The organism is Arthrobacter sp. P4_F10 (assembly GCF_056401435.1).
On sequence record NZ_JBFUJJ010000001.1, the window covers coordinates 77,555 to 96,202 of the forward strand.

15 protein-coding genes are annotated in these 18,648 nt (G+C 67.5%); 3 read left to right on the forward strand and 12 right to left on the reverse strand.

From position 1 onward, the window contains the following. The first annotated feature begins 54 nt into the window (after positions 1-54). Genes ppk2 through AC1DR1_RS00400 form a run of 3 tightly spaced genes read left to right on the forward strand, consistent with a single transcriptional unit; the run spans position 55 to position 4,548 of the window. Positions 55-888: a polyphosphate kinase 2 gene (gene ppk2, locus AC1DR1_RS00390; RefSeq protein ID WP_364745336.1), complete on the forward strand. Its 834-nt coding sequence runs from the start codon at positions 55-57 to the stop codon at positions 886-888. A gap of 28 nt (positions 889-916) precedes the next feature. After that, on the forward strand, positions 917-3,685 hold the full coding sequence (locus AC1DR1_RS00395; protein WP_476991982.1) for a cation-translocating P-type ATPase: 2,769 nt from the start codon (positions 917-919) through the stop codon (positions 3,683-3,685). 23 nt (positions 3,686-3,708) lie between these two features. Further along, positions 3,709-4,548 carry a DUF1206 domain-containing protein gene (locus tag AC1DR1_RS00400; RefSeq protein ID WP_476991983.1) on the forward strand — a complete coding sequence of 280 codons (840 nt, stop codon included), beginning with the start codon at positions 3,709-3,711 and terminating at the stop codon, positions 4,546-4,548. Positions 4,549-4,602: 54 nt separating this feature from the next. Here AC1DR1_RS00400 and AC1DR1_RS00405 read toward each other — a convergent pair whose 3' ends face one another. From AC1DR1_RS00405 to AC1DR1_RS00460, 12 genes are all read right to left on the reverse strand, one after another. Beyond that, the gene (locus tag AC1DR1_RS00405; RefSeq protein WP_476991984.1) at positions 4,603-5,604 is read right to left on the reverse strand and encodes a DNA topoisomerase IB; all 1,002 of its coding nucleotides are present in this window, start codon (positions 5,602-5,604) and stop codon (positions 4,603-4,605) included. A gap of 182 nt (positions 5,605-5,786) precedes the next feature. Beyond that, complete coding sequence (locus tag AC1DR1_RS00410; RefSeq protein WP_476991985.1) at positions 5,787-7,250, reverse strand: FAD-dependent oxidoreductase; 1,464 nt, start codon at positions 7,248-7,250, stop codon at positions 5,787-5,789. Positions 7,251-7,338: 88 nt separating this feature from the next. Next, positions 7,339-8,625 carry a uroporphyrinogen-III C-methyltransferase gene (gene cobA / locus AC1DR1_RS00415; protein WP_476991986.1) on the reverse strand — a complete coding sequence of 429 codons (1,287 nt, stop codon included), beginning with the start codon at positions 8,623-8,625 and terminating at the stop codon, positions 7,339-7,341. A gap of 123 nt (positions 8,626-8,748) precedes the next feature. Beyond that, entirely contained in the window at positions 8,749-9,045 is a 297-nt protein-coding gene (locus AC1DR1_RS00420) for a putative quinol monooxygenase (protein WP_229992420.1), read from the reverse strand. Between the two features lie 216 nt (positions 9,046-9,261). Further along, positions 9,262-10,200, reverse strand: a complete 939-nt coding sequence (locus AC1DR1_RS00425; protein WP_364745315.1) for an ABC transporter permease — start codon at positions 10,198-10,200, stop codon at positions 9,262-9,264. Beyond that, complete coding sequence (locus tag AC1DR1_RS00430; protein WP_364745312.1) at positions 10,190-10,915, reverse strand: ABC transporter ATP-binding protein; 726 nt, start codon at positions 10,913-10,915, stop codon at positions 10,190-10,192. Before AC1DR1_RS00430 ends, AC1DR1_RS00425 begins: the two co-directional genes overlap by 11 nt. 44 nt (positions 10,916-10,959) lie before the next feature. After that, positions 10,960-12,138: an ABC transporter substrate-binding protein gene (locus AC1DR1_RS00435; protein WP_476991987.1), complete on the reverse strand. Its 1,179-nt coding sequence runs from the start codon at positions 12,136-12,138 to the stop codon at positions 10,960-10,962. Between the two features lie 242 nt (positions 12,139-12,380). Further along, complete coding sequence (locus tag AC1DR1_RS00440) at positions 12,381-13,547, reverse strand: RtcB family protein (RefSeq protein WP_476991988.1); 1,167 nt, start codon at positions 13,545-13,547, stop codon at positions 12,381-12,383. A gap of 164 nt (positions 13,548-13,711) precedes the next feature. After that, on the reverse strand, positions 13,712-15,124 hold the full coding sequence (locus AC1DR1_RS00445; protein WP_476991989.1) for a sulfate adenylyltransferase subunit 1: 1,413 nt from the start codon (positions 15,122-15,124) through the stop codon (positions 13,712-13,714). Beyond that, positions 15,124-16,071, reverse strand: a complete 948-nt coding sequence (gene cysD / locus AC1DR1_RS00450) for a sulfate adenylyltransferase subunit CysD (RefSeq protein ID WP_229995877.1) — start codon at positions 16,069-16,071, stop codon at positions 15,124-15,126. Before cysD ends, AC1DR1_RS00445 begins: the two co-directional genes overlap by 1 nt. After that, on the reverse strand, positions 16,068-16,778 hold the full coding sequence (locus AC1DR1_RS00455; RefSeq protein WP_229995876.1) for a phosphoadenylyl-sulfate reductase: 711 nt from the start codon (positions 16,776-16,778) through the stop codon (positions 16,068-16,070). The genes cysD and AC1DR1_RS00455 overlap by 4 nt, the downstream gene beginning before the upstream one ends. Next, positions 16,775-18,520, reverse strand: a complete 1,746-nt coding sequence (locus AC1DR1_RS00460; RefSeq protein WP_476991990.1) for a nitrite/sulfite reductase — start codon at positions 18,518-18,520, stop codon at positions 16,775-16,777. Before AC1DR1_RS00460 ends, AC1DR1_RS00455 begins: the two co-directional genes overlap by 4 nt. Positions 18,521-18,648 lie beyond the last annotated feature (128 nt).

Below are 18,648 nucleotides of genomic sequence, written 5' to 3' on the forward strand. Positions count from 1 at the left end.
TCTTGTAGTGCCGCTGCTTTGATTTACCTCAGCAAGTACGCCGCGAGGAGGTCGATGGTGGGCAAGAAGAAGAAAAAGACCAAGAACGCCGACGGACAGGACGAGCAAGCCGGCAAGAAAATGCGCCGCAAGAAGTACGAAGCGGAGATGGCTGTCCTGCAAGGCGAGTTGGTCGCCATGCAGGAGTGGGTAAAGTCCACCGGAGCCAAGGTCTGCATCGTCTTCGAGGGCCGCGACACGGCCGGCAAGGGCGGCACGATCAAGCGCATCGTCGAACGCGTGAGCCCCCGGGTCTTCCGGGTGGTGGCGCTCCCCACACCGACGGAGCGGGAGAAATCCCAGATGTACCTCCAGCGCTACATGTCGCACTTCCCGGCGGCCGGCGAGGTGGTCATCTTCGACCGCAGCTGGTACAACCGTGCCGGCGTCGAGCCCGTGATGGGCTTCTGCACCCCCGAGCAGACCGAGCGGTTCCTGAACATGACTCCGATGGTGGAGAAGGCGATGGTCGACTCCGGAATCATCCTGATCAAGTACTGGCTCGAGGTCAGCGAAGACGAGCAGACCCGGCGGCTTGAGAGCCGTATGGACGATCCGCGCAAGACGTGGAAGTTGTCGCCCATGGATCTGAAGTCCTACAGCCGCTGGTACGACTACTCCCGGGCCAGGGACGCCATGTTCGAGGCGACCGACACCGCATGGGCACCTTGGTACGTCGCGAACAACGACGTCAAGAAGCGCGGCCGGCTCAACATCATCAGCCACCTGCTCAGCCAGGTTCCTTACGAGCCGTACGCCGGGCTCGACGTCGAACTCCCCAAGCGTCAGAAGGCCGGCGACTACCGTGAACCCACGCTGGCTGTCCGGCAAATCCCGACACCATTCTGAGTAGCGTCCCGGCGATGAGGAGAAAGTCATGACCGACAATCCCGGAGCAGCAGCAGAGTTGGCTGCGACCGACGCGGACGCGACGTGGTACGCGCTCTCACCGGGCGAGGCCGCGGGCCGGCTGGGCGTTGATCCGTCCCTCGGGTTGAGCACGGCCGAGGCGGAGCAGCGGCTGCAGGAGCACGGCCTAAACGCCCTGGCGGCAGCGAAACCGGAGCCTGTGTGGAAGCGGTTTTTCAAGCACTACAAGGACTACATGCAGATTGTGCTCGTGGTCGCGGCCCTGGTCAGCCTGGTGATCGAGGAGTACGGGACCGCCGTCGGCCTCGCCTTGCTGACGCTGTTCAACGCTTGGTTGGGCTATCACCAGGAAGGAAAGGCCGAGGCGGCCGCCGCTTCCTTGGGGCAAATGATGAAGTCGATGGCCAAGGTGCGCCGCGACGGCGACATCGTGGAGCTGCCCGCCGACCAGATCGTGCCCGGGGACATCGTGGTGGTCGACGCCGGCGACCGGGTCCCGGCCGACGGGCGGGTGATCCTGGCCGCGACCCTGCAGATCGAGGAGGGCGCCCTGACCGGGGAAAGCGTCGCGGTCGAGAAGGACACCCCGGCCATCAGACGGCACGACGTCGGCATCGGAGACCGCCTGAACATGGCGTTCATGAACACCAACGTGACCCGGGGCCACGGCGAGATCCTTGTCACCACCACGGGCATGGGCTCTGAGGTCGGCCACATCGCCCACATGCTGGCCGGCCAAAAGACGGAGAAAACCCCGCTCACCAAACAGGTGGACCGGCTCACCATTTTCATTATCGTCGCGGCACTTTTCGCCTTCGTCGCGATCGTGGTGATGGGCCTGGCCCAGGGCGAATCCTTCGCGGTGCTCTTCGGGATCGGTGTGGCGTTGGCGGTCGGCTCGATCCCTGATGCGCTGCCAGCCGTCGTCACCACGATCCTGTCCGTCGGCTCGGTCAACATGGCCAAGAAGAATGCCATCATGAAGGTCCTGCCCGCGGTCGAGACACTGGGATCCACGTCGGCGATCAACTCGGACAAGACGGGCACCCTGACCCTGAACCAGATGACTGTGCGCGAGATCACCACCGTCCAGCATCATTACACCGTGAGCGGTGAGGGCTACAGCTTCGACGGCCAGGTCAAACGGACCACCGGCGACGCCGAGCGGGACCTGGACTATGTCATGTTCTCTTGCGCCTTGTGCAACGACTCCGACATCCAGGACGGCGAGGTCGTGGGAGACCCCACGGAGGCTGCACTGTTCGTGCTCGCGCAGAAGGGCGGCGTGGACGTCCGGGAGTTCCGCCGAAATAACCCGCGCGTGGCGTCGGTACCCTTCGACTCCGACTACAAGTTTATGGCCACGTTCCACCTGATGCCCGGTGCCCACGGCCGTTTCGTGATCCGTGCCTACGTGAAGGGGGCTCCCGACGTCCTCCTCGACAGGTCATCCTTCGGCCGGATGCCGGGCGGCCGCGCCGAACCCCTCACGGAAGAGATGCGCGCGAAAGTGCTCGCCGAGAACGACCGCATCGCGGGCCAGGGCAGGCGGGTGCTCGCCCTGGCCCAGCGCGAGTTCGACCCCGCGACGTTCGATCCGACGGGCGACCTTATGGCGCTCATGCAAGACCTGGAGATTTCGGCACTGATTGGCGAGGTCGACCCGCCGCGGGCCGAGGCAGTGGCCGCCATTGCCACAGCCAAGCACGCCGGCATCCGGGTCCGGATGATCACCGGCGACCATGCCGTCACCGCGGCGGCGATCGCCGACGAACTGGGCATCAGGGGCCGCGCGGTGACCGGTGCCGAGTTCGCTGCGATGAGCGACGCGGAAGCCGACAGCGAGGTGGACGGGATCGGCGTGATCGCCCGGGTGGCGCCCGAGCACAAGGTCAGGCTGGTCGAGGTGCTCAAGCGCAAGGGCAACATTGTCGCGATGACCGGCGACGGCGTGAACGACGCACCAGCCATTGCCGCGGCCGACATCGGGATCGCGATGGGCATCACGGGCACGGACGTCGCCAAGGGAGCGGCGAAGATGATCCTGGCCGACGACAACTTCGCCACGATCGTGAGCGCGGTCGAGCAGGGCAGGCTCGTGTATGACAACCTGCAGAAGTTCATCCGCATCCAGGTCGCCAACCTGTTCATGTTCATCCTGGCCTTCATCGGCTCGTCGGCGTTCGCGATCGCCGGAACTGCGCTGCTTAGCCCGGCGCAGGTGCTGTGGATCCACATGGCTATCGTCGCCCCCATTGGGGCCGTGATGGGCCTGGACCTCGCGACGCCGGGCATCATGGATCGCAAGCCCCGGCCGTTCAACCAGCCGATCATCGTCCGGTCGATGATGGTGCGCCTGTTCGTCGTCGGGCTGTTCATGGCGGCCGCGACGCTGATCATCGTGCAGATTGGCAAGACCAGCTACGGCTCACTCGAGGTGGGCCAGAGCATGGCCCTGGTTGGCCTGGGGCTGATGAACATCACCGTCGCCCTCAACCTGCGTTTCCCCGAGGAAAGCGCCTTCGGGCCGTCCACCGTCTCCAACCCGAAGCTGCTCTGGGCATTCGCTTGGGCAGTGATCGGCTCGATGCTGATCACTCAGATCCGCGTGCTGCAGGACCTGTTCGGCACCGTCCCGCTGACCGGTGCGCAGTGGCTGATTTGTCTGGTGCCGGCCGTGGTGCTGCTGCTCCTTGGCGAACTGTTCAAGCTGATCCTGCGGGCCAGGCGCCCGAAGGAACTGGCCAGGCACCAGGCTGCGGCTGTTCCTGCCTGACGGCATCTGCAACCGCTGAGGGCATGGCCAAAGAAGATTCCGGGATCCAAGCCGCCGTCGGCGGCGCCGCCGACGCCGTCGAGGCGGCGTCGAACAGCAGCTGGCTCGACGCCGTCGCACGTTCGGGATTCGCCGTAATGGCCCTGCTGCATATCGTGATCGGCGCCATTGCCATCGCCCTGGTCCTGGGCGCGCCCGGCCAGGCCGAACCCACCGGCGCCATCGAACAACTCGCCGCCAACCCCTGGGGTCCGGCCGTGATGTGGGCGGCCTGCATCGCCTGCGGGGGCCTCTCGCTCTGGCAGCTGAGCGAAGCGACCCTCCGGGGCCGCCACCTGCCGCGCAAGGAACGGCTGGGCAAACTCCTTTCCTCCGGCTTCCTCGCCATAGCGTACGGGAGCGTCGGGTTGAGTTTCGCGGGCTTCGCGCTCGGCCAGCGCGGCGATTCGGGCGACTCAACGCGGGACTTCAGCACTGCCCTGGTCCAGTCCCCGTTCGGGGTTCCGGCCATGGTCGGCCTCGGACTGACCATCATCGGGATCGGCGTGTACTTCATCGTCAAGGGCTTCGGGAGGAAGTTCAAGGAGGAACTGCACCACTTCGAAGGGTCCCACCGCGGCAAGCTGATCAGCGTGCTCGGAGTCACCGGCCATGTCGCGAAAGGGCTGGCACTGCTCCTGACCGGGCTGTTGTTCGTCGTCGCCGCGGCGACCAACAACCCCAGTTCCTCCACCGGCCTGGACGGCAGCCTTAAGGCACTCAGGGACCACCCCTTCGGCCCGTACTTGCTTCTGGCGATCGGGGCAGGGTTCATCGCCTACGGCGTGTTCGCCCTGGTCCGGGCGCGCTTCGGCCGGATGTAGCGGCGCCGCCGGAAGCAGCAGAGCGGGCGGCGGGCAGCACGCCGGACCGGCGTTCTAGCCTGCGGCCTTTTGCAGCGGAACCACATCGCCTTCCTGGTACAGCAAGGCGCGGATCTCGGACTCGGCGGAAGCGGGCCGCTTCGGGTCGATCGTCTCCCCCGCCGCGAAGTGGTCCAGCAGCCTTGGATCCACATAGCTTTTCCGGGCGATCGACGGCGTGTTGCCCAGGACCGAGGCCGCGTCCTGCATGGCGCGGCTCACCGCACTCTTCCGGGACGAGACTTTCGCCTGCGGGCCGCTCTGCGCCAGACTGACGGCTGCCGCCGCCGTCCCCCGCAGGGTGCGGAAGTCCTTGGCGGTGAAGTCCTCCCCCGTGCGCTCCTTGACGTACTCGTTGATGTCCGCGCTGGACACCGGATGCCACCTGCGGCCGTCCTTGTACGCCAGCAGCCGGGCCTTGCCGCCGCGCCGCTTGAGCTGGCGGACGACGGCGGCGAGGTCGGCGTCGTCGATCCGCGACTCCCAGGTCTTGCCGCTCTTGGCTGGGAAACTGAGACGGAGCTCGTCCTTGCGCACCTTGACGTGGGCGCAGAGCAGGGTGGCGAGCCCGTGGCTGCCGTTTTCGTTGGTGTAGCGCTCGGAGCCGACCCGCAGCGATCCGCTGTCGAGCATCCGAAAGGCGGCCGCCAGCACCCGTTCCCGGGTCAGCCCTTCGGAGCGCAGATCCATGGTCACCAGGCGGCGGGCGGCCGGCAGTGTCTCGGCCAGCTGGAGCGAACGGTCGAACTTCAGCCGGTCCTTCCGCTCCCGCCAGCTCGGATGGTAGATGTACTGCCGCCGGCCCACCGCGTCGACCCCCGTGGCCTGGATGTGCCCGTTGTCGTACGGGGCAATCCAGACGTCCGTCCAGGCCGGCGGGATCCCGATGCCCTCCAGCCGCTCCCGCACGGGACCGGGCGGCAGGGTGGACCCGTCCAGGTCCTTGTAGCTGAACCCGGTCCCCGCGGGGACCCGGCGGTATCCGCGGCCGGATGCGTTGCTGTGACGGAGCCTCATTGGCCGGCCCCGCATTGGCCGGCCCCGCGCGAATCGTGCTCATCCATGACGGTAAGCTTACTGACTACCGCCCGGGTTGCCACGCAAAGCAAACAACGCGGGGCCGCCTCGCGCCCATGATCCCGCCGGCGGGGATGGGCGGGAAGTGACCCCGCGTTGTTCTGCGTTGGCCTGCGTTGAGGCTAGACCTCGACGGCGGCGCCGCGGGAGATCTCCACCATGTCCTCGCGGGGCACCACCTTGATGCGCTCGCGCTGGACGGCGACGCCGTGCGACTCGCCGGCTGCGGTGGCCTTCTCGCCCAGGGCGCGCTCGTGCTCGTCCAGGGCCAGCCAGCCTTCCCAGCTGGTGTACTCGACGCCGCGGCCCGCCAGCAGTTCCACGATCGCCTCGGGGGCGGGTGTGGCGGCCAGGGGCAGGTTTTCGCGGTCCTCGAGCAGGTAGGTCACCGTTTCGAGGGCGTCACCCTTGGTGTGGCCGATCAGTCCCACCGGTCCGCGCTTGATCCAGCCGGTCGCGTAGATCCCCGGGACGTGGGTGCCGGCGGCGTCCAGGACGCGGCCGCCGTCGTTCGGGACAACGCCCTTGCTGTGGTCGAACTCGACCTCCGGGAGGGCGGAACCGAAGTAGCCGATGGCGCGGTACACGGCCTGGACCGGGTAGTCGACAAACTCGCCGGTGCCCCGGGCGTTGCCGGTGCCGTCCAGTTCGGTGCGCTCGAACTTGATCCCGGCGACGCGGCCGGGAGCCTCGGCGCCGTCGTAGACCTCCACCGGGCTGTGCAGGAAGTGTAGGTGCAGCCGGCGGGACGCGGTGAGCTCGGAGAGGTCCTCGGGCTGTTCGGCGATCCAGTTGGTGAGCGTGCCCACCATGGTTTTGGTCTGGTTGTTGCTCTGGATCTGCCGGTCCGACTCGGCGTCGAACTCGAAGTCCTCGGCGTAGAGGATGATGTCGACGTCCTTGGAGTGGGAGAGTTCGCGCAGCTCCAGGGGCGTGAACTTGACCTGGGCCGGGCCGCGGCGGCCGAACACGTGCACATCCGTGACGGGCGAGGACTTCAGCCCGGCGTAGACGTTGTCCGGGATTTCGGAGACCAGGAGGTCGTCGGCGTGCTTGGAGAGCATGCGGGCCACGTCCAKGGCCACGTTGCCGTTGCCGATCACGGCGATTTCCTTGGCCTCCAGCGGCCATTCGCGGGACACGTCGGGGTGGCCGTCGTACCAGGACACGAAGTCGGCGCCGCCGTAGGAACCCTCGAGCTCGATGCCGGGGATGTTGAGGTCCGCGTCCTTGATGGCGCCGGTGGCGAAGATGACGGCGTCGTAGTGGGTGCGGAGGTCTTCGATGGAGAGGTCCGTGCCGTAGTCCACGTTGCCGAAGAAACGGATGTCGCCGCGGTCCAGGACCTTGTGCAGGGCGTTGACGATGCCCTTGATGCGGGGGTGGTCGGGGGCCACGCCGTAGCGGATCAAGCCGTAGGGTGCCGGGTAGCGGTCGAAGAGGTCGATGCTGACGGTGAGCTCGCCGCTCTTGACGGCCTCGCTCTTGGTCAGGATGTCCGCGGCGTAGACGCCGGCGGGACCGGAGCCGACGACGGCAACGCGCAGCGGTCGGGCGGCGGTTCCTACAGGGGTGTTCGTTGACACGGCTGTGTTCCTTTTTCTTCTGCATCCGTTGCTCCACAACTGCCCTTTTGAGGCTTGATAACGGCAGTTGTGGAGCAATCGACGGGTGTTAGGGGGTCAGTACGCGGGTCTTGGTGGTGCGGGGAGCATTCGGGGAGGTGGTGCTGTAGTCCGCGGTCTTGAAGTGCGACGGCGCGAACGGGCTGACGCGGACCACGTCGCCGATCACGATCACGGCGGGGTTCGCGACGCCGGCGGCCTCCGCCTGGTCCGCGATGGTCCCGAGAGTTCCGATGGTCACCCGCTGGTTCGGCAGGTATCCATTCTCTACGATGCCAACAGGCGTCCCCTGAGGCAAACCGGCGCGGGCCAGGGAGGCTGCGGAATCGCGCAGCTGGCCCACGCCCATGAGCAGGATCACAGTGTGGTCGGYCCGGGCCGGGACTTCGGAGAGTTCCTCGTGGCCAGTGACCACGCTGAAGCCTTTGGCGAGCCCGCGGTGTGTGACCGGGATGCCAGCTGCGGCCGGGACGGAAATGGCCGAGGTGACGCCGGGAACCACTTCCACCTCGACGCCGTGCTGCCGGCAGAATTCGGCTTCCTCTCCGCCGCGGCCCAGGACGTATGGGTCGCCGCCCTTGAGCCGGACCACACGGTGGCCCTGCACGGCTTCGTCGACCAGGATCCGGTTGATCTCAGACTGCGGCACCGGATGGTGGCCGGGGGTCTTGCCGACCTCGATCACGCGGACATCGGGGGCCAGTTCGGCCAGGAGTTCACGCGGGCCGAGCCGGTCCGCCACCACGACGTCGGCCTGGCCCAGGAGCCGGCGGCCGCGGACGGTGATGAGTCCGGTGTCGCCGGGACCGCCGCCCACGAGGGCCACTGATCCGGCGGTTGCACCTGTGCCGGACACACGGTGCCGGCGCAGCGGCAGGTCCCCGGTGTCCAGGGCGGTGGCGACGGCGTCGCGCAGGGCCATGGCGCGGCGCGGGTCTCCGCCGGCGTTGACGGCGATCTTGACGTCGTCCACCACGGCGACGGCGGGCGTCCAGGCGGCGGAAGCTTCGTGGTCGGAGGCGTTGACGCACCAGATGCGCTGCGCCTCGGCGTCGGCCGAGACCTGCGCGTCCACGGCGGCGTCGCCGGTGGCGGTCTGGACGAACCAGACGCCGTCGACGTCGGCCGGGCGGTACGGGCGGGGCTCCCAGTTCAGGAGGCCGGCGGTGGCAAGTTCAGCCAGGGCCGGGCAGGCGACCGGTGCCACGACGGTGACGCGGGCTCCGGCGTCGAGCAGCCCCTTGGTGCGCCGGGCGGCCACCGGTCCGGCGCCGACCACCAGCACGGGGCGGCCGAGGAGGCGCAGCGCCGTGGGGTAAATGTCCTGAATTGCCATGCATCGACGATAGGGCGGCGTCACAGAGCGGAACAACGGTACGGAAACACCAGTTCACGCAAGGTAATGCCGCGTCACATTGTGGCAATCGCCGCTCCTGATCTGCGGCGGCCGGCGGCGCCCCTATTTCACGGCGATGAGTTCGATCAGCTTGATGTCCGGATCCTTGGCGAGCATGGCGGGACCGTGTTCGCCGAGGGCGGCGGGGATGGCACCGCCCAGGTGGGCCTGCCGGTCCTCCTCGGTATCGAAGGTGTCGAAAATGCCGAAGGTGTTCTCATTGACCCGGAAGGCGTACCAGGTACGCGTTCCGGGCTCGTTGAGCACGATCTCGCGGCCCCCGTTCAGGAAGTCCCAGACATCCTGTTCCTTCCCGGCTTTGGCTTCGACCAGGGCCAGCACGCCAAATTTTGCTGCCACAGCGACCTCCTTGGAATCAGTCGTAAGAACAGTCTTGGAATGGGCCGCAACCCGGCCTATAGGCGTGAGTGTAGGCCCGCGCCTGAGCCCGGGCAAGGAGCCAACGCAAAAGCAACGCGGGGGTCACTTACCACCGATAGACCCGAGGAATATCGGCGGTAAGTGACCCCCGCGTTGCTGCGGAGGGTGGTGGTGCGGAGGCGGGTGGAGGGGTGGTTAGCGGGTGCTGCCGGCGAGCAGTCCCCGGCGCCGGAGCAGCCGCTTTTCGATCGGGGCGAACACAAGCAGTTCGATCAGGATGCCCACCGCGAGGATCAGCAGGATGGCGGACATGACGATGGTCATGTCGGACAGGACGCGGCCCTGGTCCAGCATGGAGCCCAGGCCAAAGCCGATGGTGCCGCCCACGGCGATGATTTCCGCTGCCATCAGCGAGCGCCAGGAGAACGCCCAGCCCTGCTTGAGGCCGCCGAGGTACCCGGGCAGGGCCGCCGGCAGGATGATCTGCAGGGCCAGCTGGAGCCGGGACGCACCCAGGACCTTTCCGACGCTGCGGTACTGCGGCGGAATCTGGTCCACACCGGAGATCAGGCCGTTGATGATCGAGGGAATGGCACCCATGAAGACAACGAAATACACCGTGGCGTCGGTGAGGCCGAACCAGAGGATGGCTGCCGGCACCCAGGCAACCGACGGCAGGACCTGCAGCCCGGAGATCAGTGGCCCGAACGCGCGGCGCAGCGGTGCCACCTGGGCGAGCAGGAGCCCCACTGGGGTCGCGATGACCACGCTGATCAGGAAGCCCACGACGCCGCGCTGCAGCGAGGTCCAGACGGCCTCCTGCAGCTTGCCCTCGCCCCACAGGGTGCCGATCTGGCCGATGACATCCAGCGGGCCGGGCACGATGTCGCGCCGCTTGAAGCCCAGCGACACGTACAACTGCCAGAGGATGACCAGCACTGCGAGCGCAGCCACCGGCAGCAGGATCCGGCTCCAGTCGATGCGGGCCTTGCGGATGGAGTCGGACTGCAGGGAATCGAGGCCCGCCTCGAGCTCGCGCAGATCTTCCTTGCCGCTGGAGGAACGGGTCAGGGCGGCGTGGACCTTGCGGGTCTCGGTCGGGGCTTCCGCTACGGGAAGTTGGTTACTTGGCATGGCGGCGGATCTCCTCGCGTAGCCGGGCGGTGATTTCGCCGGTGAGCTGGCCGGCCAGTCCGGCGTCGGTGCGGTGTTCTTCGCTGACGTGCCATTCGCGCACCACGCGGCCGGGCCGGGAGGAAAGCAGCAGCACACGCTGGCCAAGCCGGACGGCCTCGCGGACGTTGTGCGTGACGAAGACGATGGTCCGGCCGGTTTCCTTCCAGATGCGTTCGAGCTCGTCATGGAGGAGGTCCCGCGTAATCGCGTCCAGGGCCGCGAACGGCTCGTCCATGAGGAGCAGCTGCCGGTCCTGGGCCAGCGACCGGGCCAGGGACACGCGCTGGCGCATGCCGCCGGAAAGTTCGTGGGGCCGTTTGTCCCCCGCCCCGCCCAGGTGCACAAGGTCCAGCAGCTCCCCCGCCCGGACCCTGCGGTCGGCTTTCCCGACACCGCGCAGCTTCAGGGCCAGCTCGATGTTCTCCCGCGCGGTCAGCCAGGGAAACAGTGCCGCGTCCTGGAACATGAAGGCGGCGCCGTCGCTGGGCACTTCGAGGGCGCCCGACGTCGGGGCCTCCAGTCCCGCCATGATGTTGAGCAGGGTGGACTTGCCGCAGCCGGAGGCACCGAGCAGGGCGACGAACTCGCCCTGCTCGATGGTGGCGTTGACGTCGTCCAGTACCGGGGCGCCGTCGCCGAAGCGCTTGCCCAGGTTTTCCAGTACGACTGGCATGGTCTGGTCCTTACTGTTGTGGCGGATGGCTGGAGGCCAAGGAGCTAGTCCTTGCCGAGCCCTTCGGCAGAGATCTTCGTGCCGGCCGCGCTCTCGCCCAAGACACTGTTGAGCGCTGTGAGGTCGAAGATGCCGTTGATGTCGGCCTGCTTGGTGGTGCCGGCGTCGACGCCGTCCTGCAGCAGTTTCTTGTACGTCCCTGCGAGCGGGTCGGTGGTGAAGACGATGTTCTTCAGGGACCTGTCGATGACGTCGGCCGGCAGCCCCTTGCCGGCGGCTGCCTTGAGTCCGTCGTTGAGGACCGTGGCTTTCTCGGCGGCGGGCGCCGCGTTGAGCCAGTCCACGGATTCAACATGGCCCTTCAGGAGCGCCTGCACGGTGGCCGGGTGCTCGGCCGCGAACTTCTTGTTGACGATCAGGACGGTGGTGACGAACTCGCCCTTCTCCCACAGGTCCTTCTCATCGACCAGGACCTTCGCGCCGGCCTGGAGCACCAGGCGGGAGGCCCAGGGCTCCGGCAGCCACGCGCCGTCGAGCTTGCCGTCCTGGAACAGTTTTAGGGTCTGGGCGTTCTCGGTCGGGTTGATCGCGACGTCGCCGCTGCCGTCCGTGGAGGTCTTGAACCCCTGCTTGCCGAGCCAGGCCCGGAGCGCCACGTCCTGGGTGCCGCCGAGCTGCGGGGACGCGAGCGTCTTGCCCTTGAGTTCGGCGGCCGAGTTGATACCGGGCTTGACCACCAGCTGCGCTCCGCCGGCCGTGGCCCCGGCGATGATGCTGACCGATTCGCCGTTGCTCTTGACATAGGAGTTGATGGCCGGGTTGGGGCCGATGTAGGTGGCGTCAATGGCGCCGGCGTTGAGGGCCTCGATCGCGGCCGGGCCGGCGTTGAAGACCTGGGTGCTGAGCTTGGTCTGGCCGAGGTCCTTGGCGATGAACCCCTTGTTGACACCCACCAGGGCCGGGGCGTGGGTGATGTTGCCGAAGTAGCCGAGCCTGAGTTCGGCGGCCGGGCCGGCGTCCGCCACGGCCGCGGCCGGGGCGGTTTCCGGGCTGCGGGACAGCGAGGATGCCACGGCTGCGCCGGCGCCGATCAGGAGCACAAGCCCCGCGACGAGGGCGATCTCCAGGGTGCGCTTGCGTTTGGGTTTGCCGGTCTCGCCAGCGACAATCCGGGTGGTGCCGGGCTGCGTACCGGGCTCGGGGTTTTCGGGGGTGCGTGACATGGGTGAAGTCCTGTTCTGGGGTGTGTGCGGAAAGGCCGGGCTGGGTGGTCAGCGCCGGCGACATCGCCCCTGGAAGTCCCTGCGGGGGAGGCCGGGAAACCGTTCCGTTGTCTTCATTCATTCACCATAGGGAGTGTCATATTGGCGGTTCAACGGCCCGGAAACCGGGGGTCACGCGGGTTCACGCAGCGTCACATTCGGCCCCAAAAGATCGGGGGCCGCCATCCTGGCTCTGGAGCTCATCAATCGCCTTTAACGTTGACGAGCTGCCGCAGCTTGTGCCGTATCTTGACGAGGTCGGCGGAGTCGCGCATCACCTGGTCGATGGGTTTGTACGCCGCCGGGATCTCGTCTACGAATGCCTCGCTGGGGCGGAACTCGATGCCCCGCATGGCGGCCTTTAGCTCGGCCAGCGAAAACGTTCTCTTCGCGGCGGTCCTCGAGTATTCCCTCCCGGCGCCGTGCGGCGATGAGTTCAGGGACACGGGGTTCCCCAGCCCGACAACGACGTAGGACGCCGTGCCCATGGAACCGGGGATGAGCCCTGCGTCCCCCGCTTCGGCCCTGATCGCCCCCTTGCGCGAGACCCAGACGGATTTGCCGTAATGCTTCTCCTGCGCGGTGAAGTTGTGGTGGCAGTTGATCCGTTCGGTCTCCCGGACACGGCCGCCTGTCCATGATTCAAACTGCCGGACCACGCGGTCCATCATCTCCTCACGATTCAGCAGTGCGAAGTGCTGGGCCCAGCGGAGTTCCCTGATGTAGCGCTCGAATTCGGGAGTTCCCTCCTCGAGGTAGGCCAGGGCAGGATGCGGCAGGACGGCGTTCCTCATCCGGGCCCCGCTCCGGGCCCGGGCAATGTGCCGTTGCGCGATCTTGTTGCCCACGCCGCGGGAGCCTGAGTGCAGGAACAGCCACACGGCGTCCGTCTCATCCGCGCACACCTCGATGAAATGGTTGCCCGATCCCAGCGATCCCAGCTGCAGTTTCCAGTTCGCGGCGTACTGGGCGGGTTCGAAGCCCGCTGTCGTTGCCATTCGCCGCAACTCAGCCAGCCGCGGTTCGGCGGTGACGGTGATCCTGCGGTTGCATTTGCCGGCGGACAGCGGAATGGCGTGCTCAATACCCTCCCGCAGGCGTTTCCGGTCCTTGGGCAGGTCTTTGAGGGCGTACTGCGTGCGGACGGCAATCATGCCGCAGCCGATGTCGACGCCCACGGCGGCCGGGATAACCGCACCAAGGGTGGGTATGACGGATCCCACTGTGGCGCCCAGGCCCAGGTGGGCGTCCGGCATCAGCGCCAGATGCGGGTAGATGATGGGCAGCTCAGCTGTGGCCAGCGCCTGCTCGCGGGTCTTGTCATCCAGGATCGACGCCCAGCTGATGAGCCGGCTGTTGATGACTTCCACGGCACCCCTCCATGACGATGATCATGGTCCGCCGGCCGGGTGGCAAGGGCCAAAGCGGCGAATTCGCGGGAAACGCGCGAGGACGCCGTAAGTTTACGGCGACCTCGCACGCTTCCGGCGACTCGCGAGAGTAGTCGGGATGCTTTCAGCCAGTTCGAGCAGGCCTAGATCGAGTAGCGCTCGTCCTCGTGGTCGCCGGGGTGGTCGTTGACCAGGCCCGCGGCGAGGGTGTTGCCGTCGAGCGGGTCGATCACCAGGAACGCCCCGGTGCGGCGGTGGTGCAGGTAGTTTTCCAGCGGAAGCGGGGCAGCGAGCCGAAGCTGCGCGTGCCCGATGTCGTTCAGCTCCAGGGTGGATGTCGGCTCCAGACCGAAGCTGGCGAGGTCCAGCTTGCCCGTCACGTTCCGGACCAGGGCCTGGACCGTGCGGGTGCCATGCTTGACCAGCACTTTGGCCCCTTCACGGAGCGGCTTGGGCGAGAGCCAGCAAAGGGCAGCGTAGAGGTCGGCCGAGGCTTCACGTACCGTCCCCGCCGCCGCGATCGTGTCACCGCGGGCGACGTCGAACTCATCGGCCAGGCGCAGGGCCACGGACTGCGGGGCGGCCGCCTCGGCGAGCTCGCGGCCGGCGAAGTCGATCCCGGTGATGGTGGTGGTGCGCGGGGCCTGGCCCGGGGTCAGGATACTGACCTGGTCCCCCACCTTGACCGAGCCTTCGGTGATTTGGCCGGCGTAGGCACGGTAGTCGCGGTACGCCTCCGGATCGAGGCCGCCGGCCACGGCGTCGGGAGCCAGTGCGCCCTGCGGCCGGACCACCAGCTGGACCGGGAAACGGAAGCTCTCCAGGTGGCTTTCGAGTTCGTCGGCCGCCGGCAGTGTCTCCAGGACTTCCAGCAGCGCGGGGCCGTCGTACCACGGGGTGCGCTCCGAGGAATCAACCACGTTGTCGCCGTCGAGGGCGGACAYGGGGACGACCCGGAGGTCAGCAACGCCGTCGGAACCGAGCCCGAGCTCGCGCCCGACCTGCTGGACGTCTGCCTCGATCTCGCGGAACACGTCCTCGCTGAAATCCACGAGGTCGATCTTGTTCACGGCGACGATCACGTGGGCCACGCGCAGCAGTTGCAGCACCGACAGGTGCCGGCGGGTCTGCTCCAGGACACCCTTGCGGGCGTCGATGAGCACGACGACGGCGTCCGCGGTGGACGCGCCGGTCACCGTGTTCTTGGTGTACTGCACGTGCCCGGGGCAGTCCGCGAGGATGAAGCTGCGGCGGTCCGTGGCGAAGTAGCGGTAGGCGACGTCGATGGTGATGCCCTGCTCGCGCTCCGCGCGGAGGCCGTCAGTCAGCAGCGCGAGATCGATCCCGCCCTTTTCGCCGCCGAACCCGCGGTCCGCGGAGGTGCGGGCGACGGCGTCGAGCTGGTCGGCGAGGATCGCCTTCGAGTCGTGCAGGAGCCGGCCCACCAGCGTGGACTTGCCGTCATCGACGGAGCCTGCGGTGGCGAAGCGGAACAGCGTGGTGGGCAGCGCCGCGGCAACGAGGTCCGGGCCCGGGAGAAACGTTTCCGTGCTCATTAGAAATAGCCGTCCTTCTTGCGGTCTTCCATGGCGGCCTCGGAGATGCGGTCATCGGCCCGGGTGGCGCCACGTTCGGTGATGGTGGAGGCGGCAACTTCAATGACGACGTCGCGCACGGTGGCGGCAGCCGATTCCACGGCGCCGGTGCAGGACATGTCGCCGACGGTCCGGTAGCGGACGGTCTTGGTGATGACTTCCTCGTGTTCGCGCGGCTGGGAGACCTCGCCAACTGCGCGCCACATGCCGTCGCGGGCAAAGACTTCGCGGTCGTGGGCGTAGTACAGGCCCGGCAGCTCGATGTTCTCGCGCTCGATATAGCGCCACACATCCAGTTCGGTCCAGTTGCTGATCGGGAAGGCCCGGACGTGCTGGCCCACGGTGTGCCGGCCGTTGTAGAGGTTCCACAGCTCGGGCCGCTGGTTGCGGGGGTCCCACTGGCCGAACTCGTCGCGCAGGCTCAGGATCCGTTCCTTGGCCCGGGCCTTGTCCTCGTCCCGGCGGCCGCCGCCGAAGACGGCGTCGAACTTGTTGCGCTGGATCGCATCCAGCAGCGGGACGGTCTGCAGCGGGTTGCGGGTGCCGTCGGCGCGCTCGGCCAGTTCGCCGGAGTCGATGAACTCCTGGACGGAGCCGACAACGAGCTTCAGGCCCAGCCGTTCCACGGTGCGGTCGCGGAAGTCGATGACCTCGGGAAAGTTGTGGCCGGTGTCCACGTGCAGCACCGGGAAGGGCACCTTGCCGGGCCAGAAGGCCTTGGTGGCCAAGTGCAGCATCACCACGGAATCCTTGCCGCCGGAGAACAGCAGCGCAGGCTTCTCGAACTCGGCAACCACTTCGCGGATGATGTGGATGGCCTCGGATTCGAGCGTGTCGAGGCTGGAGAGGCGCGTGGAAACGGGAGCGTCGGTCACCTGTGTGGGCTCCTCAGTCAGGAAAGTGCTCATACGTGTAGTCCGCATTCTGTCTTGTCGGTTCCTGCCCAGCGTCCGGCGCGGGGGTCGTCGCCGGGCGCCACCTTGCGGGTGCAAGGCTGGCAGCCAATGGACGGGTAGCCCTGTGAAAGCAGCGGGTTGACGGGAAGAAGGTTGTCGTCGGAGTACTGCACCAGCTGGTCGAAAGTCCAGGCCGCCACCGGGTTGACCTTGACCAGGCCATTGGACTCGTCCCAGGTGATCAGCGGCGTGTTGGTGCGGGTGGGGGCCTCGTCGCGGCGGACTCCGGTGAACCAGAGCTCGTAGCCGGCGAGGGTGCGGCGCAGGGGCGCCACCTTGCGCAGGGCGCAGCACTGCGCGGGGTCGCGGGCGAACAGGTCCTTGCCCAGGAGCCGGTCCTGCTGCTCCACGGTGTTCTCCGGCAGCACGTCCACGACGTTGACGCGCAGGTTGGCCGCCACCTCGTCGCGGGTCGCGTGCGTCTCCGGGAAGTGGTAGCCGGTCTCCAGGAACAGGACGTCGACGCCGGGGAGCTCGTCCGCGACAAGCGCCGGCAGGACCGCGTCCGCCATGGAGCAGGCGACGGCGACCATCGGCAGCTCGAAATTGCGGGCCACCCAGGCGATGACATCGCGGGCCGGGGCGTCCCAGCCGAGCTCGGCGGCGCCGGCCTCGGCAAGGGCCTTGAGCTCGTCGTGGGTGCGGAGTGCAACGGTCACTGGAGATCACCCTCCTCCGCGGCGAACGCCCACTCGGCGAAGCTTTGGCCCTCGGAGCGGTCCGCGACGAACTTCCGGACCACGCGTTCCACGTAGTCGGGCAGCTCCCCGGCCGTGACCTTGAGGCCGCGGACGGTGCGGCCGAGGCCTGCCTCCTCGCGGCTGTCGGACGCGAGCCCGCCGCCGAGGTGGACCTGGAAGCCCGGGGTGGGGTCGCCGTCGGGCGTCGGCAGCATCATGCCCTTGAGGCCGATGTCCGCCGTCTGGATCCGGGCGCAGGAGTTGGGGCAGCCGTTGATGTGAAGGGACAGTGCCTGGGGCAGCTGCTTGCTCTCGGCGAGGTCGGCCAGGCGGCGCTCCAGCTCGGCGACCGCCGTCGCCGCAGTGACCTTCGTTTCCACGATGGCGAGCTTGCAGAACTCGATGCCGGTGCAGGCGATGGTGCCGCGCCGGAACACGGACGGCCGGGCGGACAGGCCCAGGGCGTCGAGTTCGGCGACGAGCGGGTCCACCTCGTCCTTGGGCACGTCGAGGACCACGAGCTTCTGGTGCGGGGTGGTGCGCAGGCGCTGCGAGCCGCGGGCTTCGAGGGTGTCCGCGAGCTTGACCAGCTGGCTGCCGGAGAGGCGGCCGGCCAGCGGGGTGGCGCCGATGAAGAACTTGCCGTCCTTCTGTTCGTGCACGCCGATGTGGTCACCGGGCGTGGACGGTTTGGGCGCCGCGGGGCCGTCGTCGAGTTTGTAGCCGAGGTATTCGTCCTCGAGGACCTGGCGGAACTTCACCGGTCCCCAGTCGGCCAGCAGGAACTTCAGGCGGGCCTTGGTGCGCATGCGCCGGTAGCCGTAGTCGCGGAAGATGCTGGTGACGCCGAGCCACACGTCGGCGGCCTGGTCCGGCTGGACGAAGGCGCCGAGGCGTTTGCCCAGCATGGGGTTGGTGGAGAGCGCGCCGCCTACCCAGAGGTCGTAGCCGATGCCGAGCTCGGGGTGGACCAGGCCCACCAGGGCGACGTCGTTGATCTCATGCACCACGTCCTGGCTGGGGTGGCCGGTGATGGCGGTCTTGAATTTGCGCGGCAGGTTGGCCAGTTCCGGGTCGCCAATGAACCGTTCGGCGAGTTCCTGGATCAGCGGCGTGGGGTCGATGATCTCGTCCTTGGCGATGCCCGCAACCGGGGAGCCAAGGATGACGCGGGGGACGTCGCCGCAGGCTTCCGTAGTGGACAGCCCCACGCCCTCGAGCCGGCGCCAGATCTCGGGCATGTCTTCCACCCGGATCCAGTGCAGCTGGATGTTCTGGCGGTCCGTGAGGTCGGCCGAGTCGCGGGCGAAATCCACGGAGATCTGGCCGATGACGCGCAGCTGCTCGGTGGTGAGCGCACCGCCGTCGATCCTCACGCGCAGCATGAAGTATTTGTCTTCGAGTTCGTGCGGCTCAAGCGTGGCGGTCTTGCCGCCGTCGATCCCGGGCTTGCGCTGGGTGTACAGGCCCCACCAGCGGAAGCGGCCGTGCAGGTCGGTGCCGTCGATCGAGTCGAAGCCGTTCTTGGAGTAGACGGACTCGATACGCTCGCGGACGTTGAGGCCGTTGTCTTCCTGTTTCCAGGTTTCGTTGGCGTTCAGCGGCGTGGTGCCGTCCACTTTCCACTGCCCGTGCGGCTTTGCGGCCGGACGGGAGGGGCGTTTGGTGCGGCCGGCGGCAGCCTCGTCCGTGGACGCTCCGGCTAGAGCTGTATCAGTCATGCATCGACTGTAGGGGTGGCTGTAATCCCGTCACAAAGGTTCAGAAATGGGGAGTCACCTAGGGAAATATTTCGTCACGAACCGCCGGAAACCCTTGAAGTAGCCACGCGGCTGTGCATCTGCGGGGA